Below are 25996 nucleotides of genomic sequence, written 5' to 3' on the forward strand. Positions count from 1 at the left end.
CGGAATCTCAATTGTGGGAAACTGAAGCTGGACAGCAATGGTTGCGTCTATTAGTATTTGCGGCGGTGTTTGTCTTTAGTCTTGAAGGGGGCATCGGTTGTGAGAGATTGTCGGAATTTTTTCATTTGCTGCGTCTTCAAAAACATATTGCTGTATCTCCAAGTGCTTTACGCCGATTAAGAACCCGCCTAGAAGAAAAAATTATTGAGTATCAATTACATGTTCAATCTCAATCTGTACAATCGGGTCGGCAAGTTGAGATTTGTGCCGCTGCCGATGAAAAGTTTTTTGACCAAGTTGTTCTGGTGATGCTAGATTTACCTTCCGGCTATATAATGGTTGAAGAGTTAACCGAAAATCGCCAATACAGGACTTGGCAGCTTTCGGCTCAAAAAATCTTACAAGACTTGGGCATGAAGGTCAAATATTTAGTTAGCGACCGAGCTAAAGCGATAGTCAAGCTGGCTCTCAGCGATTTAGGATGCCCCAGTATTGCTGACTTGTTCCATGAAAGCCAAGAAAACAATATCCGACACAACAGTTAGTTGATCAGCTATCCCAAAGACCAAGTTTAGATGATGCTAGGCTTGGGTCACTCAAGATAGGCTAAAGGGGCAGAAAAAGCCGATCTCATCAACAATTTTATACTTTCTCGATCTTGATGGATGCGCCAGCTTTCTTTCTGGGATGTTTGTTCGCGATGATATAACGCGAACATTGTCCGCAACCCCTCCTCAACTTTTTTCTTCATCTTGTCCCGCCTTAGGTTGGTAGCCGGAAAATTTATCACCTTATGTACGGGAGAGCCTTCACCAATAACTTAAAAACAAAACCCGCCCTTGTTTTTAAGAACAATAAACCATGAACAATCAACACTTATTGCGCCGTAACTAATCCTTTATTTAATCGCCGCATATATTTATCTAAATCCCCAGCAACTTGACCCGATAAAAAATAAGCGCCGAGTAAATTGGGAAACGACATAGCGATTAACATCCCATCGCTAAAATTAATCACCACACCGGAACTTAAAACCGCCCCCGTAAAAACCGCCAGGATAAACAACACCTTATAGAGAATTAAATTATTCTGTCCAAACAAATAATCCCAACAGCGTTCGCCGTAATAACTCCAGGAAATCATCGTCGAGAAAGCAAAAAAGAAAATCGCGATCGCTAGCAGCAGAGGAAACCAGGAAATCGCTGTCCCAAAGGCGGCTGAGGTGACTTCCGCGCCACTGAGTTGGGCAAATTCGGGATTGCGATAGACGCCTGTAATCACAATCACCAACGCTGTCATATTACAGATCACCACCGTATCAATAAACGGTTCCAAGAGGGCGACAATCCCCTCCCGGACAGGTTCTTGGCTTCTAGCCGCAGAATGGGCGATCGCGGCTGAACCCACTCCCGCTTCATTAGAAAATGCCGAACGCCTTAATCCCTGAATCATCACGCCAAACACTCCCCCCTCCACCGCCTCTGGAGATAATGCGCCGTTAAGAATCGTCAGCATCGCGGCGGGAATATCCATAAAATTCGTCACCAGAATCCACAGCGCCGCCACAAAGTAAATCACACACATCGCCGGGACAATCGCACCCGCCACTTGACCAATCCGTTTAATCCCACCAATAATAACTAAACCGACTAAACTAATCAGAATTAAGCCATAAAGCCAACTGCGCCCCACAAACCAGGGTACAACGGTGGTGATCGCTGCATACGATTGGTTCGCCTGAAACATACTTGCGCCGCCAAATGCACCGCCAATACCCAGAATAGAGAAGATAACGGCTAACACCTTCCCCAAATTCTGATGTCCCATTTCCGCCAAACCCGCCGACAAATAGTACATTGGACCCCCAGCCACGGTACCATCGGGTTTAATCACGCGATATTTCTGACCCAGGGTACATTCAACAAACTTACTTGTCATCCCAAACAGTCCCCCCAGCGTCATCCACACCGTCGCACCCGGACCCCCTAAACTGATTGCGATCGCGACTCCGGCAATATTACCCAATCCCACGGTAGCCGAAAGCGCCGTTGCCAGGGCTTGAAAATGAGACACCTCCCCAGCTTCAGTCGGATCATCGTACTTTCCCCGTAACACCTCAATCGCATGCCAAAACCCCCGGATGTTAATAAATTTCATCCGCAGGGTGAAGAAAATTGCACCGCTAATCAGCCAAAGGACACTGATCGAAAAAATACCTAGGGTCAAAAACTGCACTGTGGTCTGCTCACTCAGGATACAATGGTATGCCCTTATAAGTCTTACAGTGCATCCGGTGCTTCTTCAACTGCTTTGCGGTCTATGGAACTTTCTTTTTCTGCCTATCTCCCTATCTCCCTCTCACCCCCTCACCCCATCTACTCTATCTGCTATCTTTGAACGCAACTTGGTATCAGTCGGCTCACTGTCTTGCTCTCCTATATTCAATCCGAAGCTGTTGTACAGAAGGATTCTCAGCTTCAATAAAGCTATCCCGGCGAACTTCCTCTAATCTCAAGTCCTGAAATTGGGCAAGTTCCTGATTAGAAAGCGCCCAAGGTGGACCATCAGGTTCAGCCTCTGTCTGGCGAAATCGCGTGATTAATAACAGGATTCCCTCTATAGCCACCAAAGCCGCGATCGCATCAATCACAGTTGATCGTACATTTAAGGGTAACGCTTGGATATTCCGGCATTCTAATACCAAGTCAAACTGATGACGCCAAGCTGGATCTAGCGCGAACAAATCAGCGACAACATAGCTAACTGGAGAATTGGGAAATCGTTGCTGACACCAGGCGATCGCGGTTGGAGAAATATCAAAGGCTGTCACGTTGAAACCCACTCTAGCCAATGCTTCCGCATCATCACCCAATCCACAGCCAATAACTAAAGCCGAGCGATGATTCCCTTGGGGCTTATTTTTATTTAGCCAATCTTGGAAATAGGGATGGGGTTTCAAACGCGCCCACGGTACTTGATTGGGATCACAATTGGCTTGGGAATATAAGCGATCAAACCATCCAGAGGGATCGGATTTGTTTAGCGCTTCTGTTGCCAAGAATTTGACTTTCTGCCGTAATCCTTCGGGTTGTTGTTCAAACATCAAACAGTCTCCAAGGGGGATAAGGGGGGATGGAGAGGGGGTTGGGGGTGAGGGCTGGATCATTCATTGGTGTCAACTTAAGCGCTAAAAGCAGGGGAAGCAGGGGGAGCAGGGGAAGCGGGGGAAGCAGGGGAAGTAAGAGAATGCTCTTGCGGATTGCTCTTTCTCCTGTAATAGCTTAGGGAGAAGCAACACGATTAGTTTGTGTTGAACGGCTCGAAACCCTAATTGGCAAGGGTTGTGGCTTAAGTTGACACGGATAGGGCTGGACTAAACCCTACCTATGCGGCATGTAACTCCATCTGACTCCCTAAAATCTGCTGAATCTTCTGATGTAACTCGGCTTGGGTATGATGCTGAAGTGTTTCCAAAGACGCCAGTAACCGCCGCCTATCCGAGAATGGTAACATTGGCATCAACTCGTCCGCCTCTTCTAGCATACGCTCTTGGGCTTCTGGAATTAGGTTCATCCAATTCGATAACAGCAAGTTACGCTCTATAATCGTTAATTTCCACTGATATTCAGGCATCCTGATCGGCTCCTCTATTCCTTTGTTTTCCTTTGTTCAGGATTTACTGGTGTGGATCAGGATGCTTTGCTGGTTAACTCACAACTCTCTCATCTTCCCAACTTTGTCCCGCTTCGTTAACATCTTCCTCATCTCCTATAACGGGTGTATCAATCATCCCACTCGTTCCGGAATCAGGCTCATCCTCGGATAACCGATTTCCTCGCCCAATCTCTGGCATTTTCCATATAAATCAGTATCCGTTTCCAATATTTTTTCCAGTCTCCCTCTATCTTCAAGCAGTTTTTGACCGTCTCTAGGTAGAAAATAGTCGTGCGGCGTTCATCATTGTCGGGGCATCGCTCCAAAATCAGATTGTAGAGCTGCTGCCAATGATATTGCCAGTTGCCTTGCTCTGGATGGAAAATTGCCTCAAACAGGTTTCGCCAGAAAAACTCAATCGTGCCAATATCCTTAAGATGTTCTGGCGTTGGTTTATCCCAGCCGGTATGGCGAGCGCGTAAATCACTAATCGGCGGCAGATGTCCGCTCATAGATAACAAGGGGGCTAAAATCACTGATGCATATTTTACCTATCCCAGAGATAATGGGATGGTGGATGACAATAGGGTACGGAAGCAGAGGGAGCTGGGGGAGCTGGGGGAGCTGGGGAAGCAGAGGGAGCTGGGGAAGCTAGGGAAGCTGGGGGAGATGGGGCAGACAAGGACGAATGACGTAGCTTGCTGGGAGCTGTTCGAGTATGACGAATGACTATCCCTACCGTTAACTTTAATTGTCCCCACCTACTTACACCTTGTCTAACTTGCCCAACTAAAAAAGAGCGCGGCTAGGATAATCAACCCCAAAAGCGCGAGAGGAACCCAGAGATTCGCCAGCTCAATCATTTGGTCGTGTTTTGCCGTTGGTTAGGGAAATTGCTCCATTGATTATCTATAAAGAAACTATAAACTAAATTGGATGATGAGGACAGGATGACCTATCTCGACCTAGTGACATGGCTGCGAGAACGCACCGCTTTTAGCATTCTCTCCGATGAAATTTTACAGGCGATCGCGCCACAGATGGAAGCGCTGGCGGTAAATGCCCAGGAGCGTCTGGTTATCGAAGATACCCCGGTAGACTATCTCTATATTCTGCAACAGGGGCGTATTGAAGGCTACCGAACCAACCAACTGGGTTCGATTTGGGGCGTCAGTTGGCTTACTGGTGCCGTGATTCATTTACAGGAGTTACTTCTCAATCAATCCGCACAGAGAACTATCGTCACCCGCAGCGACACTCACCTGTGGCGCATCCCAGCCGAACAATTCCGAGACTTAATCCACCAGTATCCCGAAATTTCTCAAGCCTTCTCACCCCAACTTGCCCAAGATTTGGCACACCTGTCGTCTCAACTTAAGGTCGAACAAGAACGCCAGGTGGCGCTGCGCCCCTATTTAGTCAACAAAGCCAAACGGGGAATTATTGGTAGAAGCCGTTATGCGGTACGACTCCGCCAACAAATCAAACAAGCCGCTGATACTCGCCAATCTGTACTCATTTTCGGTGAACCCGGATTGGAAAAAGACAACACCGCCGCGCTGATTCACTTTGGTTCAGCCTATCGCCGCGAACCTGTGATTAAAATCGATTGTAGTAAAGTGCAAGCCAGTGGTGCGGAACTGTTTGGGCGGGAAGGGGGCAAACCGGGACTCATTGATTCCCTGAACACGGGAACGTTGATTCTCAATAATGTGGATGAATTGCCCCAGGATTTAATGCCTCAACTGGCAACTCTATTAGAAACTGGAACGTATCAACCTGTCCGCCGTTCCCTAGAACAATCGACGCAGGTGAAAGAGTGCAGCGCCCGGATTATTATGATTACCGAAACGGCGCTCCCCACGATTAGTCCCCTAGTTGGACAAGTGATAAAAGTGCCGCCACTGCGGGTGAGAAAAACAGATATTAGCGACCAGATGAACTATTATATTAGTCTTTTATGTCGCGCTAAAGGAATTAATAAACCCAAGATTACACCCGAAGCCCTACGTCAGTTACAAGGCTATGATTTTCCCGGTAATCTCAGGGAATTAAAAAACTTAGTGGAACGGGCGCTGGTTCAATCGGACTCTGGCAAAGAACTCACGGAAGAACTGTTGTGGCCCTCCCAGAGTAAGAAAAAACAATTCCGCTTTAATCTGTTAAATACCTATCCCCAACTGCGGCGATTTTTACGAAGTGATTGGTGGCCCGATCGCATTAACTATGGATTTACCTTAAGCTTGTTTGCCCTAGTCGTAATCATGGGCTTTATCGGTCCGCAAACCCGCCAGGAAAACTTTACCTTAAATCTCTTTTGGGCATGGTGGTGGCCCCTCGTCTTGATTGGCTTTCCCTTTGTGGGACGCCTCTGGTGTGCCGTGTGTCCGTTTATGATTTACGGGGAAGTGACCCAGAAATTATCCTTGTGGCTATTTCCGCGTCAGTTAAAACCGTGGTCACGACAATTAGCGGAAACCTGGGGCGGCTGGTTTTTGTTTGGCTTATTTGCCCTAATTTTCTTATGGGAAGAACTCTGGGATTTAGAAAATACGGCGTATCTTTCCGCTTGTTTACTCTTATTAATTACGGCGGGAGCGATGATTTTCTCGGCAATTTTCGAGCGTCGCTTTTGGTGTCGCTATTTGTGTCCCATTGGTGGGATGAATGGTTTATTTGCCAAGTTGTCGATGACGGAGTTACGGGCGCAGCAGGGAACCTGTTCAGCCGAATGTACCACCTATCAATGTTATAAGGGTGGACCCCAGAAAGGGGAAGGAATGGAAACCAATGGCTGTCCATTATATTCCCATCCCGCCCAGTTACAAGATAATCGGGATTGTGTTTTATGCATGACTTGTTTAAAAGCTTGTCCACACCGTTCTGTGGAGGTGAATTTGCGTCCGCCAGGGATTGAGTTGTGGACAACTCATATTCCTCGCAGTTATGAGGTGGCGTTATTGTTGTTGTTGTTAGGCGGTGTGTTTTTGCATCGCTTACCGGAGTTAAATCAGCAACTGAATTTACACCTAGATTTGAGTCAATTTGGCACACACGCTTGGTTTTCGTTGGCGGTTTTGAGTCTCCCGGCGTTGATTCCGTTAGTGGCGTATGGCGGAATTCAATTATCTTACCGACTGATTCAGACGCTCAACTTAACGATACCTAATCCCAAGCCGCGATCGCTGATTGAGTTGGCGTATGGATATTTACCCTTGGTGTTGGCGGGGAATCTGGCGCACCATTTACGGTTGGGGTTGACGGAAGCAGGGCGAATTTTGCCTGTAACCTTTGCCACGTTTGGGTTAAGTGGTGAGGGATTACCGATATGGGTGGCGCATCCGGCGGTAATTGCGTTTTTACAGGGAGTGACGCTGATTGCAGGTGTACTGCTGAGTATGGTTCTGACACAGAAAATTGCCAGTCAGCCTGTGCGATCGCTCCTGATGCAACATTTAGGGATAGTAGTTTTAGGGATAAGTCTTTGGGCGATTATTGTTCGGTAGTCTTTTGTCCTTTGTCATTCGTCAAGCACCCCTGAACCTGTAGAGACGCGCCATGGCGCGTCTCTACAATTTTGAAGATAAATTCTTACCATGAATTAATTTATTTGTCAAAACAATAGCAATAGGTTTTCGGGAATAAACCTTACGTAGGGTAACTAGCGAAACCTCTATCTCTCTGGTTTACCTGAGGGATGGGAAAGAAATTCTCTAGTTAATTTATTCTCAGAATTGCCATGAAGCACAGTGATTGGTTGCGCCTAACTAAGGAAGGTGAACGTCTTTGTTCAGTTCTCAGACAACAGGGGTACCACTGTCAAAAACAATCTCGCCGTCTGGCTTGGAATATCACTAAAGCTGAAGAGTCTCATACATTAACCTATTTACCCCCACCGATAGCAGGTTGGACAGTGCTACCCAATCAGGAAACGCCCGCCCGAAAACAACTGATGTTATTAGTGCGTAATACCCTCAACCAGGAACGGTTAGAAACGCTCAACAGTAAGCTGGATATTGAAAAACCCATAGACTTAACCCGTCCTTGGGTGATTATCCGCTTATTGAATGATGCGCGTCGCTATACGGTAGCCCGATTTTACAATCGTCAAGACGCCGAAGATCACAAACGTGTACTCCGTCGCTTTATGCGTGGGGCTGAATTTGAGGTGATTTTTGACCCTGGCGATGAGTGACGCTATTCGTCATTTGTCATTTGTCATTGGTAGTGGGAGCATCTTGCTCCCTGAAATACTCTATGACTTGCTCCCTGGAATACTCTATGAAAACGCTACAGATTATATAGAGAGCGAGTCAAAGACGATTGATTTGATGTGAACAGTATTTAATTTTCTTTTAGCAAATAAAAGTCTGTTTGTCAATATATTTGAGGAAAAAGTGAATCTTAAATAATGAAAACTGTGAGCATCAAACGCTCAATAAGGACGACGAATACAATGTTGAGTCATGGACTGACAGGGAGTGTCGCCGATCATTGAATAATCACTGTCATAGCTGATCCCTCAAGGTAATGCGGCAATGCCAGTCCCATGTCAGAATGGTAATTTCTTTACATAAAGCAGTTTCTTCATCCAATCTTCATCAAATTCTGGGAACTCTTTACGTAAACTTTATAAATAAGTTTTGAAGCAACTACGGAGTCATCTTTACAAAAAATTCATAAATAATCGGATTGATCTTTACGCAAGCTTTACCCACGCATTCCGGAAGACGAATATGATGAAAACAAATACTTACGGGCAGTTAATCACTTCCACCGTTCAATCAGCTCAACCCTGGAAAAATGAAAAAGACTTTAACGAAAATTGCCGTTGCCAGTGCCAGTACAATTTTAGGAGCTACCGCAGCCCTTAGTTTATCGATGCCTGCTGAAGCTGGCAGTTTGAAAGGTTCAGCTAAAGACTTTAACGTCTTCGTCTTTGAAGATCTAGATGTTTACAATGTGGATGCTCATGGCAGGATAGCCGTCGGTGGCAATGCCACGTTGGAAAATTTTGGGGTCGCCAGTCAGTTGCCTGCTAACGGTGCAGGTGATACTTTAGTTGTTGGCGGTAACCTCAACTATAAAACTAGTGGTCAGGTATTCGCTGGTGATGTAGTGGTAGGTGGCACAGCAACTCTTGATACTCCCAGCGTGAATATCAAGAATGGTCAATTAAAATCAGGAAATCCAATTGCCTTTGGTGCTGCCGAGCAATTCTATAAGAATTATTCAGCTCAATTAGGGAATTTAACGACTAACGGCACAGTCCAGAATAACTCTAACACGCTCAACCTAACGGGTAGTAGTTCAGACCTGAACGTATTTGAGCTTGATGCATCCGTCTTCGCCAATGCGAAAGGTTTAAATCTTTCGTTTGATTCTAACTCTACAGTATTGGTTAACGTAACGGGCAACCCATTCGATCTCCAGAATGGTTTTCAAATTAATCTGAATGGTGATCCCAACGGTGCTGACGCTAACCGGGTTCTCTTCAACTTTGTTAATGCAACACAGATGAACTCTACAGGTTTTGCTTGGCAAGGCAGCGTTTTAGCGCCGTTGGCTGAGTACAATGAGTTCTCAAATGGTCATATTAATGGGCAAATGATTGCCAAGTCAATTACGGGAAGTGGAGAATATCACATCGTTGCCCCAAATAATGAAGACAGTTCAGTAATATTTGACGGAAACTTGCCTGATCCTGAACCTGTTCCCGAACCGTTAACAATTCTGGGTTCCGGTATGGCGTTAGGATTCGGTACTTTCTTTAAACGCCAACAGTCTAAAAAACAGAAGAATACCAAGCAATAAGGTGAATTGATTAATCTAGTCTTATCGCCAGAATTTGTAGGGGTACGATGCATCGTACCCCTACACTGTTTTACCCAGGAACTTAGATATCTAGATCAGTCAAATCTAGTCGAGATCCATAAGTTTCAATGAACTCCCGGCGGGGTGCAACCCGATCGCCCATGAGAACGGTAAAGATGCGATCGGCTTCGGCTGCATCTTCGATCTCGACACGCTTCATGGTTCGCGTTTCTGGGTTCATCGTGGTATCCCAGAGTTGATCGGGCATCATTTCACCCAACCCTTTGAACCGTTGGATGGTGTAATTGGCGTTAGCGGGGAACTCATTTTGAACCAAGTTTGTGAGTTCGCGATCGCTATAACAGTAGTAATGATTGCGTCCGCGTTCTACTTTATAGAGTGGTGGACAAGCAATGTGAATATACCCCTGATCCACTAATGCCCGTTGATAGCGGTAGAAAAAGGTAAGTAACAGAGTGCGGATATGGGCGCCATCGACATCAGCGTCAGTATTTTTTGCTGCCAATCCTCCTGTACCACAAATAAAGTTTTCGTCACCTTCCACGGAGAAATCATACACATAGTCACCCACCAATTCAACTTCGTGATTCTCCACCACTTTCAATCCCATCAAGTCATCGCTGATGGGCATACATTGTGGTGCTTGGTGCTGGGGACGTGCTAGATAGTCTTTTAGACGTTGTGCTTTAGGGTGACGTTTCCAGATTACCTTCCACTGCTCCAGTTGCTCCTTAGTACCTATGCGGATGTAATAGGCGTAGTGGCGCGTCTGAACAGGTGATTCGGGTGGATTAGATGATTGACTGTTATGGAGCGATGCAATGATACCTAGCTGTCCTAATAGATACAGTAGTCCATCTTTGAGGTTGGCAGAGGTTGTTGTCAAGACAATGTTATTTTGGGTAACTGAGCCATCACCGAGTAAATAACCCTCCAAAAATGTCAGTTGCAAGGATTCAGGTAAGCTAAAGACAATATCCGGCAACTTCTTCTCGTGCGCCCATCCATTCAATCCCCACGCTTGTAATAGTCGCGCAGCGGCAACACTGTGGAAATAAAGTTTAATTCCATCGTATCGGGTATCATTATAGCGACGTGGTGTCTCACCGAAAACCTTTTCAATCGCCGTGATCAGTTCAGGGATAAACGGTTCATCCTTTTTACCTAAACTCAGACTCACTTGATGTTTACTCAAGGTGCCTTCCGCTACATACCACCCCAAGAACCACATTAGTTCCGGCGTAATCGGCAAATAGCGGTTAAATGCCTTATTCGTATGCGCCTGGGGTACAAGTTGCACCTCATCACCAAGCTGTGCTAGTTCACTCGGCGTAAAGTAGTCAAAGGGTTTATAGTTACTCACCTCACGCCAACGGGCATTTTTACTCGTATCATCTTGGGTTAAACAGTTGTCCAGTTTTGAGGGTAATGTCTCGTAACTCACATTATCATTTCCGCCAATCGCATCCAGATAATTGAGGAAATCCGGTAACGTGGGGCGATTAATCCCCCGTTCCCAGTGACTAATTGTAATTGGTTGCTTCACACCAACTGTTGTCGCCACCTGCTTCTGGGATATTCCTAACCCTTGACGTTGAGCAATTAACTGTTGCCATCCGGCTGAGTCTAGCGTAACCCGTGGCTTATTCCATTGATCCTGTCGCGTCACCTTTGCCAGAACCCGTTGGCTGGCAATTTTTCGCACATCTTCCCCTTGTAAATAGAGGGATTGAGTCAATCCAGCTCGATACAATGTTTTAAGCAAATCTACTCGCGTCGGAGTTTCAGTGGGGCGCGGTAAACGCCGACTCGCTACCAACCAATCACCAGGTTTAACTTCATTCCCTTTCTTCAGGCGAACCTCTCCATCCTCATAGACAAAGACACTATGAGAAGACGTTACCTTCACCGAGCGATTGTACCGCGTCGTGATTTTGTACATCGGTTCCTCATGGCTGTGACGAATCACGGCTTTCAGAGGGCGGAACCGAGTGGCGTGTGTTACCGGATCAAAGGAAATCACTTGATAACGTTCGGTGGTGCGACGCCCTTCGATGCAATCATCAATGAACCCACCAATGGAGACAAACTCCGTGCGTCCGGTATCATCCATGACGAGAGTGGGTTCATCTCCGGCGACACTCATAATCACAACCCGGTGATAACGCAGATTTGAGGCGTCAAATTCCTCTCCTTTGATCCCCAAACCCAGGGCGGTAATCAGGGATTGAATTTCTGTGTTCTTGTAAATTTTGGAATCGTCCGTTTTCTCGATATTGAGGATTTTACCCCGTAGCGGTAGAATCGCTTGAAATTGGCGATCGCGTCCTTGTTTGGCACTCCCGCCTGCACTATCCCCCTCAACGATGAAGATTTCTGATTCTGCGGGATCTCTGGAACTACAATCGGCTAACTTACCCGGTAGGGGAGACGACTCTAATACAGACTTCCGTCGTACCAACTCCCGCGCCCGACGTGCGGCTTCGGCGGCTTTAAAAGCTTGAATCGCTTTCTCTAAAACAGAATCAGCGACTTGAGGACGAAATTCCAAATATTCCGTCAACACTTCACCCACCAAGGAATCCACGATACCCCGAACTTCGGTATTCCCCAGTTTGGTTTTAGTTTGTCCTTCAAATTCAGGATCAGGGACTTTGACAGAAATGACGCCAGTTAATCCTTCCCGAACATTCTCGCCACCTAGGTTTGACTCACTCTCTTTCAGTTTATTCCGCTTGCGTGCGATCGCGTTCAATGTCCGAGTCAGAACTGTCTTTAATCCCTCTAAGTGAGTTCCACCGTCAATGGTGCGGATATTGTTGGCAAATCCTAGCAGGTTATCGCTGTAAGCATCCACACACCATTGCAGCGCCACTTCCACTTGCACATTATTCCGTTCACCCTGAACATAAATAATTTCTTGGTGCAGGGGTTCCTTTTCCCGATTCATGTACGCCACATATTCCTGGATACCCCCCTCATAATGGTAGCTGTCGCTGCGTTCGGGAGAGACGCGGTGATCGGTAAACGTAATCCTGACGCCGCCATTCAAATAGGCGAGTTCTCGCAGTCGCCCTGCTACCGTACTGTAGTCAAACTCGATCCCATTGGTAAAGATTTGCGTGTCGGGTTTGAACGTCACCGAGGTTCCCGTGCGGTTTTCCTTACTAGGTTTGACCACCAAATCCCCCATGGCAATACCGCGTTCGTAGCGCTGGGTATGCACCTGTTTGTCTCGCCAAACCGTAACATCCACCCATTCTGACAGGGCGTTGACGACAGAAACCCCAACCCCGTGCAATCCGCCTGACACTTTATACCCGCCGCCGCCAAACTTACCGCCCGCGTGCAGCACCGTCATTACGGTTTCCAATGCTGATTTACCCGTCTTAGAATGAGTATCGGTGGGAATACCCCGTCCATCGTCGGTAACGCTAACGGAACCATCGGCGTTGAAGTCAACTTCGATATGAGTACAATAGCCAGCCAGCGCCTCATCGATCGAATTGTCTACAACCTCGTAAACTAGATGATGGAGTCCCCGTGGACCGGTAGAACCAATGTACATTCCCGGACGTCTGCGTACCGCTTCGAGACCTTCCAAGACTTGAATCTGATCGGCACTGTAACTACTTGTCATATCAGGGATTCTCCAGTAAACGCTTTCAGCGGTTTATATGCTTTAAAATGGCAAAACACTCAGAAATTCTAACACAAAAGGCTTACAGGCGGCTACAGAGTAGTCTGAAGAGATATTTATAGAGGGGATAGACCTTGCTTTGGATTGGGCGGGGGAGATAGGGGAGATAGGGGAGATGGGGGAGAGAATAATTTTTTCAATGAACCATGAACAATCAACAATGAACCATGAACCATGAACTCTAACAAACATCCCCAACTGATTGTGATTTGTGGGGCGACGGCGACAGGGAAGTCGGGGCTGGCGTTAGAATTAGCGCAGCGATTAAATACCGTAATAGTAAGCGCGGATTCCCGTCAAGTTTACCGGGAGTTTGATATTGGCACAGCTAAACCTTCAGTCGCCGAACGACAGTTAGTTCCCCATTACTTGATTGATATTTGCGCTCCCACTGAAACATTAACCGTAGCCGACTATCAGGAACAAGCCCAAAAGTTAATTGCATCTCTCCCTTCGCCCCTGTTACTGGTGGGGGGTACAGGTTTATATATTAAAGCCATCGTTCGAGGATTAAAAATTCCTAGAGTCGCCCCCAATGAAGACTTGCGATCGCAGCTCTCATCTCTCGGTCAATCTCAATGCTATAATGTCTTACAACAAGTCGATCCCAAGGCGGCTGAGAAAATTCATCCCCATGATCAAGTCAGAATATTACGAGCATTAGAAGTATTTTACATCACAGGACGTTCTATATCCGACCAGCAAGGCGAAAATTCACCAAATTATCCCATTCTTCCAATCGGTTTGCAATGTAAAGACGCTGACGCCCTCACCCGACGTATTGCCAAGAGAACTGAAACTATGGTAACAGCCGGATTAGTAGAAGAAGTGAAAACATTGGTGGAAAAATATGGCTGGTATTTGCCACTTTTGAATACCTTAGGGTATCGGGAAATGAAACAATATTTAGCGGGTGATATATCTTTATCTGAGGCAAAAGCATTAACGGTTGTGCATACGCGACAATTTGCCAAGCGCCAACGAACGTGGTTTCGGGCGTATCCAGAAATTGAATGGTTTGATGCAGATAGTCCGGATTTAGTCGATCAAGTTTGGCAGCGTGTTCAGGAATTTCGAGACAATATATCAATGAACTTAAGGTAGGTTTGTAGTTGCGCTGTCTTCGCCACATCCATCAATTTACAAATTATCCAGATAAGATTGTAGCTGATCAAGCGTTGAAAATTTTAGTGCTTCTAAACTCAGAGTTTCCAGTTGTTCTAAGGACAGATGGTGAAGCTGGCTTCGCATCTGAGATGTCAGAGACGATAACCCATCTAACAGCAGAGAATAATTTCCGGTTTTGTAAGCTAGCTGTCTTAAAACAATAGATAAAGCCTCTTTTTTTCGAGTTTCTATTCTAGCTTCCTCGATCACTTTTTTGCCGCCACTCTCTTCAGTCGGTAACGCTTTAGCAATCATAGTGGCATTTTCTACGATTGTATTTCCTAGGCAAATATCATGACAAGCTTCCCATTCAGTTTCAGCTTCAATCTCTGTCTCATAATGAATGACAACCCAATATCGCTTTGGTTCACTCATCGTTATCCTCCAGCAATTGTGCAATCAACGTGACTCTACCACACTTATCTGGCATAAGTTTGTAAATCAAAAATAAGGGTCATTTTTCCACTTGTCCTTATCGTATTCAGCGTGAGTTAAGATATACTTAATGAAAATCGTTTGTTCGCTGTAAACTATATCTACTATTAGCCGATCGCGATTTCCTTTGATATTGGTTAAGGTGCGTTACGCTACGCTAACACACCCTACATATAGAGTCTTTGCGTAAGTCCTATGTTCTTCTATCCTGAGTATTATACTTGGCTCGCCCTACACCGGATTGCGATCGCACTGAAAACGGCACATACTTCCTCAGACTATCAAGTTTACCAAATCGCTGAACCAACGTAAAATCATTAGTATAAGTTACCCCGTGGTGGGCAAGAACCACAAAGGATAATATCAGGGTTTCAAGGATGATAACTCTTGCCCACTCTACTGACGATGCAAAAATCGAATCGTTAGCTCACGATTACAGCAAAATAGCCTATCCATCCCTATAACTTTCCCCTAAAGTGTGATAGTGTCACCGCAGGATAAGGAATGATTGTCTGATGCGAAAATTATTAAAAGGTGTTCATAATTTCCAAACTCACTACTTCACCAGCCACCGAGAACTATTTGAACGCCTGAGTGAGGGACAACACCCCAGAATTCTATTTATTACCTGTTCCGACTCCCGGATTGATCCGAATCTGATTACTCAAACTGAACCGGGAGAACTGTTTATCATTCGCAATGTGGGTAACATTATCCCGCCTTATGGGGCTACCGCAGGTGGCGAAGGCGCGGCGATTGAATATGCGGTTGAAGCCTTAGGAGTTAAGCATATCATTGTTTGTGGTCATTCCCACTGTGGCGCGATGAAGGGACTTCTGCAACTGGGAGAACTTACTGAGAAAATGCCGTTGGTGTATGACTGGTTAAAATATGCTCAAGCGACACGCCGGATTATTCAGGAAAACTATCAGGATGCTGAAGGGGAAGACTTATTGAATGCCACGATTGAAGAAAATATTTTGACACAGATTGAAAATCTCAAGACCTATCCCTCGGTTCACGCTAAACTGTATCGGGGTCTGATTAATATTCATGCTTGGGTCTATAAAATTGAAACGGGTGGCGTTTATGTTTACAGCGCTGAACGATGCAATATCCAAGCCGAACATGAGGAGGAAGGTCAAGACCCCGAAAGCTTGAATATATCACCGTTGCTGGAGACTCAAACAGCGTAAAGCGAGACTCGTTAGCCGTTAAAACGAGGGTTGACTAATGAGACACGATATGCATGGTTGAAATTAAAGTCTGAATTCCCTGAAAATAGTATTTTATCAATCCTTTTTTGAGGAAGGACGAAGGGCGGCTTTTGTAGATAGGTTATCGGTTACAGGTAAACTAAATAGCAAAACTCGCCCCTACTGTATAACGTTTAACCTTTAACTTCCCCCTAGCGGTACTCGTAAACTCGACCTATGTTGACCCAAGCCAAGCCCAAACGGAACTGGAAACCGATTATCAAGGAATTTGAAGCAGCTATTGGTAAAAAGGGTGTGGTTCGCCGCAAGGAGGAATTACTCACCTACGAATGTGATGGATTACCCAGTTATCGCCAACGTCCGGCGTTGGTGGTACTTCCCCGCACGACTGAACAAGTAGCTGCTGCTGTTAAGCTTTGCGATCGCTATAATATCCCTTGGGTGGCGCGAGGTGCAGGTACAGGCTTATCGGGCGGTGCTTTACCCGTGGAAGATTGTGTCTTAATTGTCACCGCCTTGATGAAGCGTGTCTTGGATATTGACTACGACAATCAACGGATTGTAGTTCAACCCGGAGTCATCAACAACTGGGTGACTCAAGCTGTAAGTGGTGCAGGATTCTATTATGCTCCAGACCCCTCCAGTCAGATTATATGTTCCATTGGCGGTAATGTGGCTGAAAACTCTGGCGGGGTTCATTGTCTTAAATATGGCGTAACCACAAACCATGTTTTGGGGTTAAAACTGGTGGTTCCGGATGGATCAATTGTCGATGTTGGTGGCATGGTTCCGGAAATGCCGGGATATGATTTAACGGGGTTATTTGTGGGTTCCGAAGGCACATTAGGAATTGCTACAGAAATTACGTTGCGAATTCTCAAAACCCCAGAATCCATCTGTGTGGTTTTGGCAGATTTTACCAGTATAGAAGCCGCAGGTGCAGCCGTTGCCGATATTATTGGTGCAGGGATTATTCCAGCCGGAATGGAAATGATGGATAATCTCAGTATCAACGCGGTAGAAGATGTGGTGGCGACAGGGTGTTATCCCAGAGATGCGGGCGCCATTTTATTAGTAGAATTGGATGGGTTAGAGGTAGAAGTCAGCACCAACAAAAAGCGCGTGACTCAACTGTGTCAACAGAATGGGGCGCGAACGATTACCACCGCCAGTGACCCAGAAACGCGGTTAAAACTATGGAAAGGACGCAAAGCTGCATTTGCGGCGGCGGGACATCTGAGTCCCGATTATTTTGTCCAAGATGGGGTAATTCCTCGGACACAGTTAGCGCAGGTACTTAAAGACGTTGAAGCCTTAAGTGAAAAGTATGGCTATCGGATTGCCAATGTCTTTCATGCTGGCGATGGCAATTTACATCCTTTGATTCTGTACGATGAATCAATTCCCGGTGCATTTGAACAGGTGGAAGAATTAGGGGGAGAAATCCTGCGACTTTGTGTAAATGCAGGCGGAAGTATTTCGGGGGAACATGGGATTGGTGCAGATAAGAACTGTTTTATGCCCGATATGTTCAGCGAGGCGGATTTGGAGACTATGAAATGGATTAATCAGGTGTTTAATCCTAAAGGCTTGGCGAATCCCGGAAAAGTATTTCCCACCCCTCGCACCTGTGGGGAAGCTGCCAATGCTCAAAAGTCAGCCCAGTTTAAGGATGTGGAACAGTTTTGAAGTTTATCGTTTAATTAGGGAAATATATTGGAGGAGAGATGATGATTGAGACAATAGAAGACCATACTATTCACACTCGATTTTTAAGTAGTAATTCCCGGGTTCTTGATTTGGGAGCAAATCGGGGTTCTTTTTCAAAAGCTATGATTACACGTTTTGGTTGCCAATGCGTTGCTGTTGAACCGAACCCAAAGCTGTTTGAGAAGATTGAACCACATGAGCTTCTTAAAAAATACAACTTAGCCATAGCTCATTTTAGCGGTTCAGTTAATTTCAATGTTAGTGAGGTTTCTGTTTCGTCATCAATAGTATATCGCTCTAAGCTTCATTCAAAAACAATTACGGTTAGTTGTCAACCTCTTGAGGAGTTTGTTATTGAACTGGGGTGGACTGGCGTTGATCTTATTAAGATGGATATTGAAGGTGCGGAAATCAATGTTTTTCATAAGTGTTCAGACAGTTTTTTGAAGTCTATAGGTCAAATAACTGTTGAATTTCACGATCACAATGAAACAGTATCAAAATCTGAGGTTAAGGAGTTAATTAAACGCTTTGAATCCCTGGGATTTAGATGCTATAGTAAGTATCTGGGATGTTATTACGATACGTTATTTATTAATCAGAGCCTTTGTCCAATTTCAATAGGCGAGTATCTATGGATTCGCCATATCATTCGTAATCAGCAAGGTCTGCAACGTCGATTCCAAAAGTTGTTAGCGGCGGCATCTTCATGAGTTGAAACCTCTTTGGCTACTACAGCATTTCTCAGTCTAGTGAGGTATAGGCACAAGACGAGGTTAGCCTCTGTGAGTGCAAAAGTCTTATTCTCAATGTACCTCACCAGCATGGAAAACGCTGTATTTTTTTCAGAAAAAAAGGAATAATATGCAATTTTTGGTTGTACTCAAGGAAATTAATCAGCAATGAAAATAATTGACTATTTTGACAGGATTTATATAATTTATATGCCTGAGCGATCTGACCGTTTTAAGCATATTAAAAATCAAGTTCATAGATTGGGAATAGAAAAGGATAACAATAAGCTGGTTTGGTTTCCAGGACTAAAATACGAAGATGCCGCAGGGTTTCCAAAAGCCAGTGTACGCGGTTGTGCTATGAGCCATTACATGGTAATGAAGCAAGCGAATGAAGAAGGAGTAGAAAAATTACTGGTCTTAGAGGACGATTGTCTGTTTAGCCGTCGTTTGATTAGAAATGAGCAGGAAATCGTAGATGAGCTTAAAAGTAGCGCGTGGGACTTTGTTTATCTTGGGCATGGTTCAAAGATAAAACACCAACAACAGAACCAAGGATACTTTATTAAAGTAGCTCACAATCAGAAAATTCCGCTAACTCACTTCTGTGCCTACCATGGACGGGTTATGCCAGATTTAATCCAAATGATAACAGATTCGTTCGATCGAGCGCCTGGTCATCCAGAAGGTTCACCTATGGGTTTTGACGCCTATATGACAGTTTTCAGAAGGAATAATCCCGATAAAATCACTCTAATGGCTTCTCGCTCCTTAGGGGGACAATGTAGCAGCGCTAGTAATTTGACTCCAGGCCAATTAGAACAGTACAAACTGATCAAGCCGATACTTAGGCAAGCAAGAAGGCTGAAAAATGTAATTCGCTCTTTTGAATAGTTAATAGAGTTAGGATTAACTATAAGACAGGAAAATAATGAAGTAAAATTTGTGTCTACAGCTAAACTCTGGTTGATTGAAATAGCCCTATTCGCGATCGCTGTTGATTTAGTTATACCACCCCTTTCCCTGTTACTCATGATTTGGGTAGCGGCTATGGGGGGAACATTCGCCGTCGTGCTTTGTGACGTGCCAGCAGGAGCAACAGCCGTTGGTGTACATGCAAAGATCATAAAATCCCGAAAAGCTCAGGACAATGGTTAAATCAGTCACAGTTCCCAACATTTCTGCCACAGAACCCGACTGGAGTCGCGAACAACTGCGCCGCTGGTGGAACCCTAGCCGCCAATTGCTCAAATCTATCCGTAAGTATCAAAAGTGGCAGGAAAAAGGAGGATTTGTGAGCAGATTTTTAGATCGGGTTAACGTCCTCCAGCATCGCTTCTCGAGCGTTGTCAGTGGTGCGGAAATCCCGCTCAACTGTAACATTGGCGGGGGACTCCTCCTCACTCATCCGAATGGCGTTGTGATTCACCCAGATGCTTCTATCGGACCCAATTGCTTGATTTTTCAAAGTTGGGGAAATGAATATGATTACACGTCCTCATGGCATCCAAATGCTATATTAAATGATTGTGGTGATGGTGACTTCAACACCTTCGTTCGCAAAGTTATCCGCAAACGACCCGGGTATGTAACAGAATTTTACGGGTGGTACACGCAGCCTGGTGTTCGATTTATAGGCAAACAAGAAACGCTTGTTGATGACCTTATTTATGTTCTACGTCAGATAAACATCAAGTTCGATGAAGAAAGGTTAAAGAGCTTTCAACCTAAACATGTGAGTAAATCTCCTAATAAACCAATTGTTTGGGATGAAGAATTAAAAATTGAGGTAGAACGGCTGGAGTATGCTAGTCTAATAAGGTACGGTTATCCCACGCCATACTCCAATAAATAAAAGAATACATCATAAAAATATAGCATTGACCCACGAGTCACCTTCTGGTGCGCCCTTTTCGCTAAGCAGCTTGGTGTCGAAACGGAACATATCGCCCATTCCTTTAACTTCCCCGACTTACCTCGTGGCGTGAAGTGAACCATCCTTATCCCATTACTCGTACCTCATTAGCCTGAAAAACGCTGTAGCGAGAAAACTGAAGATTATCCTTCGTAAAGATAAATAGGATTTCCTGAAATTATATGGATAAAAATTTACGGATGTAAATGTATCACGATTGGGTTAATCTAGATCTGAGGATGCTCAAGTTCCTATTACCCTTTTGAGATGACTTGCCCAAAATTTGCTAGCTGTGTCTTTCCTCTTCCTTGTGCGCGGTTAAGAGTTCCCTATTTTCAAAGATGGTGTTGGCAATTTGGCTTAGGTATAGTCGGGGTTTTGATACCAAGTTGGGGTAACACATCTTGCCAAACGTTAGACACAATCCCAACCCCAATTCCAGAAATAAACCTGACGGCTCAATCTGAAACCCCATCAAACTCAGCCGCCCAGGAATTGGAGTTAAATCCAGAGATTATTGAGAATAGTCCTGTATTACAACGCTGGTTACAAGACGTACCCAATGTTTTAGAGGAAATACGCCATGACCCCAGTTTTCGCACCCGCTTCCGGTTCGGCTATTCCCAGTTTCCCTCAACTGAACAAGCGGGGGGAGTGAATATCGGCGTCGAAGATATATTTATCAATCGTAGCGGGTTTACCGTCAGTGGGGATTATCACACCTCATTTAATGGCGATCGCGAAGCGTTTGGTGTAGACTTGCGGTACTATCTGCGTCCTTTAGGGCGTTATGTGAATGTGGCTCCCCTGGTGGGTTATCGCTATCTGGAGTCAAACGATTACACCACAGATGGCGTAAATCTCGGCGTAAAATTGCAATTGGTTTTATCTCGTACGGGTGCGGCTGATATTTCCTTAACCCAAAGTTTTGTCTCCCCAGGGAGTGAGGATGAAGTCGGTTTAACTACCTTGTCAGTTGGGTATGCACTCACCCCAGACTTGCGCTTATCCACCGATATTCAGAAGCAAAACTCGATAGAAGAAAAAGATAGTCGAGTTGGGATTATACTGGAGTGGATGCCTTAATTTTGCAGCGTTAATATAACCAAAATGCTAAGTGAAAAACGTCGCAGTGGGAAAACCCCAAAATCAAAGAAGCGAAAATTTTCTAGCTTCAATAAAAGTGAGGCATTTCAGTTACTAGGACTCACCGATTTGCTCCCTTGGACTCTACAAACAGAACCTGTTCAACTCAGTGCCTTTTTCCAAGAACATCTTACCCGACTCAGCCGCAACTTTGACCTGGAAAGCTATGAAGAGTCCAAAAAGCTTTTAATTGATGCCATCTGCGATGAAGCCATTAACCCCTGTGAACGGCTCAAAATCTGGAAAGGAGCGCAACTGGAAAGTGATCAGTTAGCGGGATATGTGGATTACCTGATTGCTGAACGTAAGCGATTTCTGGATATGCCGAGTCTCTGTATCATTGAAGCCAAAAAAGATGACTTTGAGCAAGGGTTAGCTCAATGCTTGGTCGAGATGCAAGCCTGTCAGTGGAATAACCAACAGAAGAATTATATTATAGATAGTCTGGGAATCGTTACCAATGGCGAAGGCTGGAGATTCTACAAACTAGATATCAATGGAATTGGCTATGAAACGCCCCTGTACTCAACGGGAGACATGGAACTTTTACTCGGACGGCTGCGCTATATTTTTCAACTCTGTCAACAAAATCTGCCGTAACCGAAAAAAGGTAAATTATATCAAAGATTCGTTTCCTCTGTATAACTTGAAGCTGACTATCTCTCCATCAACCAATTTTCCAAATCTTCTAAACTGTCGAACTCTAATAAATCTTCTCCTAAACTTTCCAAATCTTCAATAGATAAATTCTGAACTTGACTGCTTGTTCCCACAGGGATTTCTCCAAAACGCTTTTTGAGTTGTCGCAGGATTAATCGCGATTCTCCTTTTTGTTCACCTTTTTGTTCTGCATAAATGATTCTCCCTTTCTCGTCTTGTAACATCATCCCTCGCCTATCTACTAGATCTAATTCTTCCACTGTCATATTGGCTTGGTTAGCCAGATTTAAGGCAAATTTTATTTCCGATACTTCTCCTAAACTCTCAGGGATATCCTCCAACATCGCCGCTTCTCGCAGAAAATAAATCCACTTATCTGTCAAACTCGTTAACTCTGAGAGAGTTTTCTTAAACTTAGGTAATTCGAGAAAGATTAGCTGTAATTCCTGATTGAGGATCTCAAACTTTTTCTCTCTCTCCTGAAACACAAATTTATTGATGACATCCTCTGTTTGTTGAAAGAGGATAAAATCGGTAATAGTAACTGCCATGGCTGGATTAAGCCGGGGATAATCTTCTCCTTTGACTAGCTGATTGGCATAAGCTTTTGCTAAGTTATAAGCCACCCTTTTGTTGAAAGCAGCCATTGATGCGATTTGCATTTCTATGACCACAATAGAGCCATCAGTTAAAACGGCTTTAACATCTAAATAGGTGTCTTTTAAGCTGAGTGTCTGACCGGGATTATAGGGGTTGACAATGGTTAAGTCTTTAATGACTGGCTCTCCATCATAAACAATAGCATTCAGAAAGCTGATTAATATCTCTTTGCTTTGTTCTGAACCAAATATTTTCTTAAAAGCATAGTCTACTTTTGGGCTTATAAATCTCATACTTGACCCCTTTGTTTATCACTATTTATTTAATATATTTTATGTGATCCCTGACATACTTACCTATCTGCCCTCATGACTCAAACGGCTCAAGCAACGCTTCTACCGTAGTATCCGATACCTGATCAATCTCTAAGATGCGTGAGGCGTCTTGGTATAGATGCCCAATAGAACGACGGTAGGCTGGATCATAGTGGTGACTTAGCAATTCTCCGACTAATGTATGCCATTGGTTTGTGTCGATTAAATGATACCAACGCCGAATTGTTTGCCCACCGTAGCGCGATTTCAAGAACCCTAGCTTGCGTTTCAAAAGGTCGGGATGGCTGATGAAGTGGGGATACTCGTGCAGCAGCCGTTCGATTCTTACCGCTTGGGGGAGTTGAATTTCTATACAGTTTGCCTGCTTCATTTGTTGCCAAAGGGAGGGGGGCAAATAACGCTGTCCAATTTTATTGCTTTCGGCTTCTACCCAAATTGGCTGACTGGGATCAAAGCGTTGTAATGCCAACAGGAGTAAGGATTCAAACTGTTTTTGCGAGGGTTGAGGAGTTGGTTCATCTTGCCACTGTTGACCCAAGAGGGAACCGCGATGATTTGCCAAACCCTCTAAATCAAGGACTTGGACGCCGCGTTGCGCTAACTGGTGTAAAATATAGGTTTTCCCGCTACCTGTGAAACCGGATAACACCTGAAATGTAAACTGGGGCGGTAACGTTTCGAGTTGCTGACGCACATAAGTGCGGTAGGTTTTATAGCCACCTTCTAGAACAGTCACTCGCCAGCCAATTTGATTTAAGACACCAGCCAGACTATGAGAACGTTGACCGCCACGCCAGCAGTACACCAGAGGATGATAGTCTTTGTCTTTAGCGGCAAAGTGAGACTCAAGATGTTGAGCAATGTTACGAGCAACCAGGGCGGCACCCAGTTTCCGGGCTTGGAAGGGGGAGACTTGCTTGTAAAGCGTTCCCACTTTCGCCCGTTGTTCGTCATCGAGGACGGGTAGGTTGATCGCTTGGGGCAGATGATCCTCAGCAAACTCACTGGGGCTGCGAACATCAATAATTTCAGTATAGGTTTCTAGCCAGGGTGCTTGAGTGTATGTGAGCGATCGCGCCATGCTGATTTGTCTAGAGTGGTGGATAAAGTCCCGATTGCCAACCTTTTCTAGTGTATCGGAAGCCTGAGGTAGGGAGATTGACCACAAGCGACTGGGAGCAACTCTCCAGCATTCGCTATCTTGAATGAAAGGATCATTAAGGGTGAGGATGGGGCGTGTCTTACTTAATTTACGATCCCGATACTCCTAATCAAAAAGTTTATACCTTGGAGTCGGGGATTAATACTATCGGGCGTGAAGACGATAACACAATTGTCGTACTTCATGGGTATCTCTCTCGTCACCATGCCCAAATTGTTATTTGCTCAGACTCAGACAGTGTCACATTGACGGATCTGCAAAGTCTCAATGGTACGTTTGTTAACGAGTGTAAAATTGAGGAATGTCAAATCAAGCATGGGGATTTAATTCGCTTTGGGAGTGTGTTTTTCAAATTTGTGAAAACCCTTCCCTCTCCTCAACAAAAACCCCTTAATGAGGATACCTCGAATCTTTCGATTCTCCGGCAGGTTGCGCCTGAGAAGACGCGAATCACGATGCGAGAGTTACTGCAACCTGATCAAGCAGAACATTCGGTTCTAAAACTCCGCAACCAAGATGCTCATCAGCGATCGGTTAATAAATTGCAAATTTTGCTAGAGGTGAGCAAACAGCTTTCCTCCCCCGAAGAACCTGACCGACTGATGCAAAAAATCTTGGATCTGTTGTTTGAGATCATGCAGGTGGATCGGGCAGCAATTTTGATGGTTGATGAACAGACCGGGAAATTGGAACAGAAAGCGGTGAAACTGCAATCGGATTATCAAGATAATACTCAGTTTTACAGCAAACGGATTGCTGATTTTGTTCGCAAGCAAGGCAACGGTATCTTAACGGATGATGCCCGAATTGACACATTGTTTAATGATTCAGTCTCGATTCTCAAACAAGGAATTCACGCCGCAATGTGTGTTCCGCTCAAACCGAGAGATACAGTCATCGGTGTTTTGTATGTGGATAATTTATCGATGACGGCTCTCTATTCTGATGAAGATTTGGAGTTCTTAACCTGTCTGGCAAACCAAGCCGCGATCGCGATCGAGAATTCTCGCCTTTATACCCAGATGGAGGCGGAGGCGGTGATGCGGGATAAACTAGAACGGTTCTTTCCGCGAACGGTGAGTCGTAAGCTGCGGGAGGAAGGCAATTTAGAAATTGTTGATACGGAAGTAACAGCGCTGTTTGCAGATATTAGTAACTTTACTAAAATGTCCTCCCAAATGGAACCTCGGCAAATTATTGAAATGCTCAATGAGTATTTTCAGGTGATGGTTGAGGAGATTGTTTTTCCTTATGAAGGCACATTAGAAAAATATATTGGTGATGCATTATTAGCGGTTTGGGGCGCTCCCTATCGCAAACCCGATGATGTCGATTTAGCGGTAAGAGCCGCGATTGATATGCAATGGGCAGTTCGCCGTTTAAATCAAGTGTGGATTCAAAGCAAAAGACGACCGATTCAAATTCACATCGGCTTAAATACGGGGAAAGTGGCGGCGGGAAATATCGGTTCGGCAAAACTGATTCAATATGCCACGATTGGTGATACTACGAATGTGACCAGTCGGATTTGTAATTTAGCCAAACCCAATGAAATTTTAATCGCTCAAAGTACGTTAGATAAACTCAATGACCGAACTATTCCTGTAGAAAAAATGCCGCCAATGCGAGTGAAGGGGAAAGCTCAACCGTTAGATCTCTATCGAGTTTTATGGTATAAAATTAATCAGGATAAAGTAATACAAAACGGAGATAAGTAGATAGGGGC

22 protein-coding genes and 2 pseudogenes are annotated in these 25996 nt (G+C 44.9%); 14 read left to right on the forward strand and 10 right to left on the reverse strand.

Annotation, left to right across the window (positions count from 1 at the left end; translation table 11 throughout):
- Positions 1 to 11 precede the first annotated feature (11 nt).
- A complete protein-coding gene (locus tag RID53_RS13270) occupies positions 12 to 545 on the forward strand; it encodes a hypothetical protein (RefSeq protein WP_446388551.1) in 534 nt (177 codons plus the stop codon).
- Positions 546 to 876: 331 nt separating this feature from the next.
- On the opposite strand, the gene RID53_RS13275 is transcribed toward RID53_RS13270, so the two are convergent.
- From RID53_RS13275 to RID53_RS13295, 5 genes are all read right to left on the reverse strand, one after another.
- Positions 877 to 2235 carry an alanine/glycine:cation symporter family protein gene (locus RID53_RS13275; RefSeq protein WP_446388552.1) on the reverse strand — a complete coding sequence of 453 codons (1359 nt, stop codon included), beginning with the start codon at positions 2233 to 2235 and terminating at the stop codon, positions 877 to 879.
- Between the two features lie 184 nt (positions 2236 to 2419).
- On the reverse strand, positions 2420 to 3103 hold the full coding sequence (locus RID53_RS13280; RefSeq protein WP_446388553.1) for a class I SAM-dependent methyltransferase: 684 nt from the start codon (positions 3101 to 3103) through the stop codon (positions 2420 to 2422).
- Between the two features lie 281 nt (positions 3104 to 3384).
- Complete coding sequence (locus RID53_RS13285; RefSeq protein WP_446388554.1) at positions 3385 to 3633, reverse strand: hypothetical protein; 249 nt, start codon at positions 3631 to 3633, stop codon at positions 3385 to 3387.
- Positions 3634 to 3706: 73 nt separating this feature from the next.
- Positions 3707 to 3853, reverse strand: a complete 147-nt coding sequence (locus RID53_RS13290; protein ID WP_446388555.1) for a hypothetical protein — start codon at positions 3851 to 3853, stop codon at positions 3707 to 3709.
- Positions 3813 to 4166, reverse strand: coding sequence for a hypothetical protein (locus RID53_RS13295; protein ID WP_446344383.1), 354 nt, complete (start codon positions 4164 to 4166; stop codon positions 3813 to 3815). The genes RID53_RS13290 and RID53_RS13295 overlap by 41 nt, the downstream gene beginning before the upstream one ends.
- A gap of 438 nt (positions 4167 to 4604) precedes the next feature.
- Here RID53_RS13295 and RID53_RS13300 point away from each other — a divergent pair, with 438 nt between their 5' ends.
- From RID53_RS13300 to RID53_RS13310, 3 genes are all read left to right on the forward strand, one after another.
- Positions 4605 to 7160, forward strand: a complete 2556-nt coding sequence (locus tag RID53_RS13300) for a sigma 54-interacting transcriptional regulator (protein WP_446388556.1) — start codon at positions 4605 to 4607, stop codon at positions 7158 to 7160.
- Positions 7161 to 7393: 233 nt separating this feature from the next.
- Positions 7394 to 7849: a hypothetical protein gene (locus tag RID53_RS13305; RefSeq protein WP_446388557.1), complete on the forward strand. Its 456-nt coding sequence runs from the start codon at positions 7394 to 7396 to the stop codon at positions 7847 to 7849.
- 608 nt (positions 7850 to 8457) lie between these two features.
- Positions 8458 to 9468, forward strand: a complete 1011-nt coding sequence (locus RID53_RS13310) for a PEP-CTERM sorting domain-containing protein (protein ID WP_446388558.1) — start codon at positions 8458 to 8460, stop codon at positions 9466 to 9468.
- A gap of 82 nt (positions 9469 to 9550) precedes the next feature.
- Here the strand turns inward: RID53_RS13310 and RID53_RS13315 are convergent, their stop codons facing one another.
- The gene (locus RID53_RS13315) at positions 9551 to 13129 is read right to left on the reverse strand and encodes a DNA gyrase subunit B (RefSeq protein WP_446388559.1); all 3579 of its coding nucleotides are present in this window, start codon (positions 13127 to 13129) and stop codon (positions 9551 to 9553) included.
- 234 nt (positions 13130 to 13363) lie between these two features.
- On the opposite strand from RID53_RS13315, the gene miaA reads away from it, so the two are divergent.
- On the forward strand, positions 13364 to 14293 hold the full coding sequence (gene miaA, locus RID53_RS13320) for a tRNA (adenosine(37)-N6)-dimethylallyltransferase MiaA (RefSeq protein ID WP_446388560.1): 930 nt from the start codon (positions 13364 to 13366) through the stop codon (positions 14291 to 14293).
- Positions 14294 to 14329: 36 nt separating this feature from the next.
- Here miaA and RID53_RS13325 read toward each other — a convergent pair whose 3' ends face one another.
- Entirely contained in the window at positions 14330 to 14731 is a 402-nt protein-coding gene (locus RID53_RS13325; RefSeq protein ID WP_446388561.1) for a DUF4351 domain-containing protein, read from the reverse strand.
- 66 nt (positions 14732 to 14797) lie between these two features.
- A pseudogene (locus RID53_RS13330) lies at positions 14798 to 14935 on the reverse strand (type II toxin-antitoxin system HigB family toxin); the annotation flags it as partial.
- A 371-nt stretch (positions 14936 to 15306) separates the two neighbouring features.
- On the opposite strand from RID53_RS13330, the gene RID53_RS13335 reads away from it, so the two are divergent.
- The 8 genes and pseudogenes from RID53_RS13335 (at position 15307) to RID53_RS13370 (ending at position 22113) form a co-directional block, all read left to right on the forward strand.
- Positions 15307 to 15987: a carbonic anhydrase gene (locus RID53_RS13335; protein WP_446388562.1), complete on the forward strand. Its 681-nt coding sequence runs from the start codon at positions 15307 to 15309 to the stop codon at positions 15985 to 15987.
- Between the two features lie 237 nt (positions 15988 to 16224).
- The gene (gene glcD / locus RID53_RS13340) at positions 16225 to 17697 is read left to right on the forward strand and encodes a glycolate oxidase subunit GlcD (RefSeq protein ID WP_446388563.1); all 1473 of its coding nucleotides are present in this window, start codon (positions 16225 to 16227) and stop codon (positions 17695 to 17697) included.
- Between the two features lie 41 nt (positions 17698 to 17738).
- The gene (locus RID53_RS13345; RefSeq protein ID WP_446388564.1) at positions 17739 to 18431 is read left to right on the forward strand and encodes an FkbM family methyltransferase; all 693 of its coding nucleotides are present in this window, start codon (positions 17739 to 17741) and stop codon (positions 18429 to 18431) included.
- Positions 18432 to 18620: 189 nt separating this feature from the next.
- Positions 18621 to 19346: a glycosyltransferase family 25 protein gene (locus RID53_RS13350; RefSeq protein WP_446388565.1), complete on the forward strand. Its 726-nt coding sequence runs from the start codon at positions 18621 to 18623 to the stop codon at positions 19344 to 19346.
- A 51-nt stretch (positions 19347 to 19397) separates the two neighbouring features.
- Complete coding sequence (locus RID53_RS13355) at positions 19398 to 19610, forward strand: hypothetical protein (RefSeq protein WP_446388566.1); 213 nt, start codon at positions 19398 to 19400, stop codon at positions 19608 to 19610.
- Positions 19603 to 19920: pseudogene (locus RID53_RS13360) on the forward strand (serine acetyltransferase); the annotation flags it as partial. The gene RID53_RS13355 and the pseudogene RID53_RS13360, both read left to right, overlap by 8 nt.
- Positions 19921 to 20634: 714 nt before the next feature.
- Complete coding sequence (locus RID53_RS13365; RefSeq protein WP_446388567.1) at positions 20635 to 21453, forward strand: hypothetical protein; 819 nt, start codon at positions 20635 to 20637, stop codon at positions 21451 to 21453.
- Between the two features lie 24 nt (positions 21454 to 21477).
- On the forward strand, positions 21478 to 22113 hold the full coding sequence (locus RID53_RS13370) for a hypothetical protein (protein WP_446388568.1): 636 nt from the start codon (positions 21478 to 21480) through the stop codon (positions 22111 to 22113).
- Between the two features lie 56 nt (positions 22114 to 22169).
- Here the strand turns inward: RID53_RS13370 and RID53_RS13375 are convergent, their stop codons facing one another.
- Both RID53_RS13375 and mnmH read right to left on the reverse strand, forming a co-directional pair.
- On the reverse strand, positions 22170 to 23066 hold the full coding sequence (locus tag RID53_RS13375) for an Rpn family recombination-promoting nuclease/putative transposase (protein WP_446388569.1): 897 nt from the start codon (positions 23064 to 23066) through the stop codon (positions 22170 to 22172).
- Between the two features lie 73 nt (positions 23067 to 23139).
- Positions 23140 to 24189, reverse strand: coding sequence for a tRNA 2-selenouridine(34) synthase MnmH (gene mnmH, locus RID53_RS13380; protein WP_446388585.1), 1050 nt, complete (start codon positions 24187 to 24189; stop codon positions 23140 to 23142).
- 155 nt (positions 24190 to 24344) lie between these two features.
- Here mnmH and RID53_RS13385 point away from each other — a divergent pair, with 155 nt between their 5' ends.
- Positions 24345 to 25988, forward strand: coding sequence for an adenylate/guanylate cyclase domain-containing protein (locus RID53_RS13385; protein WP_446388570.1), 1644 nt, complete (start codon positions 24345 to 24347; stop codon positions 25986 to 25988).
- Positions 25989 to 25996 lie beyond the last annotated feature (8 nt).

It is taken from the genome of Coleofasciculus sp. B1-GNL1-01 (assembly GCF_040220235.1).
Taxonomy (GTDB): domain Bacteria; phylum Cyanobacteriota; class Cyanobacteriia; order Cyanobacteriales; family Coleofasciculaceae; genus Coleofasciculus.

What these genes read in the sequence shown, in the direction of transcription:
- RID53_RS13280 (WP_446388553.1), bottom strand. Translation starts at nt 3,103, where the DNA reads ATGTTTGAACAACAACCCGAAGGATTACGGCAGAAAGTCAAATTCTTG.
- RID53_RS13285 (WP_446388554.1), bottom strand. Translation starts at nt 3,633, where the DNA reads ATGCCTGAATATCAGTGGAAATTAACGATTATAGAGCGTAACTTGCTG.
- RID53_RS13290 (WP_446388555.1), bottom strand. Translation starts at nt 3,853, where the DNA reads ATGCCAGAGATTGGGCGAGGAAATCGGTTATCCGAGGATGAGCCTGAT.
- RID53_RS13295 (WP_446344383.1), bottom strand. Translation starts at nt 4,166, where the DNA reads ATGAGCGGACATCTGCCGCCGATTAGTGATTTACGCGCTCGCCATACC.
- RID53_RS13300 (WP_446388556.1), top strand. Translation starts at nt 4,605, where the DNA reads ATGACCTATCTCGACCTAGTGACATGGCTGCGAGAACGCACCGCTTTT.
- RID53_RS13305 (WP_446388557.1), top strand. Translation starts at nt 7,394, where the DNA reads ATGAAGCACAGTGATTGGTTGCGCCTAACTAAGGAAGGTGAACGTCTT.
- RID53_RS13310 (WP_446388558.1), top strand. Translation starts at nt 8,458, where the DNA reads ATGAAAAAGACTTTAACGAAAATTGCCGTTGCCAGTGCCAGTACAATT.
- RID53_RS13315 (WP_446388559.1), bottom strand. Translation starts at nt 13,129, where the DNA reads ATGACAAGTAGTTACAGTGCCGATCAGATTCAAGTCTTGGAAGGTCTC.
- miaA (WP_446388560.1), top strand. Translation starts at nt 13,364, where the DNA reads ATGAACTCTAACAAACATCCCCAACTGATTGTGATTTGTGGGGCGACG.
- RID53_RS13325 (WP_446388561.1), bottom strand. Translation starts at nt 14,731, where the DNA reads ATGAGTGAACCAAAGCGATATTGGGTTGTCATTCATTATGAGACAGAG.
- RID53_RS13335 (WP_446388562.1), top strand. Translation starts at nt 15,307, where the DNA reads ATGCGAAAATTATTAAAAGGTGTTCATAATTTCCAAACTCACTACTTC.
- glcD (WP_446388563.1), top strand. Translation starts at nt 16,225, where the DNA reads ATGTTGACCCAAGCCAAGCCCAAACGGAACTGGAAACCGATTATCAAG.
- RID53_RS13345 (WP_446388564.1), top strand. Translation starts at nt 17,739, where the DNA reads ATGATTGAGACAATAGAAGACCATACTATTCACACTCGATTTTTAAGT.
- RID53_RS13350 (WP_446388565.1), top strand. Translation starts at nt 18,621, where the DNA reads ATGAAAATAATTGACTATTTTGACAGGATTTATATAATTTATATGCCT.
- RID53_RS13365 (WP_446388567.1), top strand. Translation starts at nt 20,635, where the DNA reads ATGACTTGCCCAAAATTTGCTAGCTGTGTCTTTCCTCTTCCTTGTGCG.
- RID53_RS13370 (WP_446388568.1), top strand. Translation starts at nt 21,478, where the DNA reads ATGCTAAGTGAAAAACGTCGCAGTGGGAAAACCCCAAAATCAAAGAAG.
- RID53_RS13375 (WP_446388569.1), bottom strand. Translation starts at nt 23,066, where the DNA reads ATGAGATTTATAAGCCCAAAAGTAGACTATGCTTTTAAGAAAATATTT.
- mnmH (WP_446388585.1), bottom strand. Translation starts at nt 24,189, where the DNA reads ATGGCGCGATCGCTCACATACACTCAAGCACCCTGGCTAGAAACCTAT.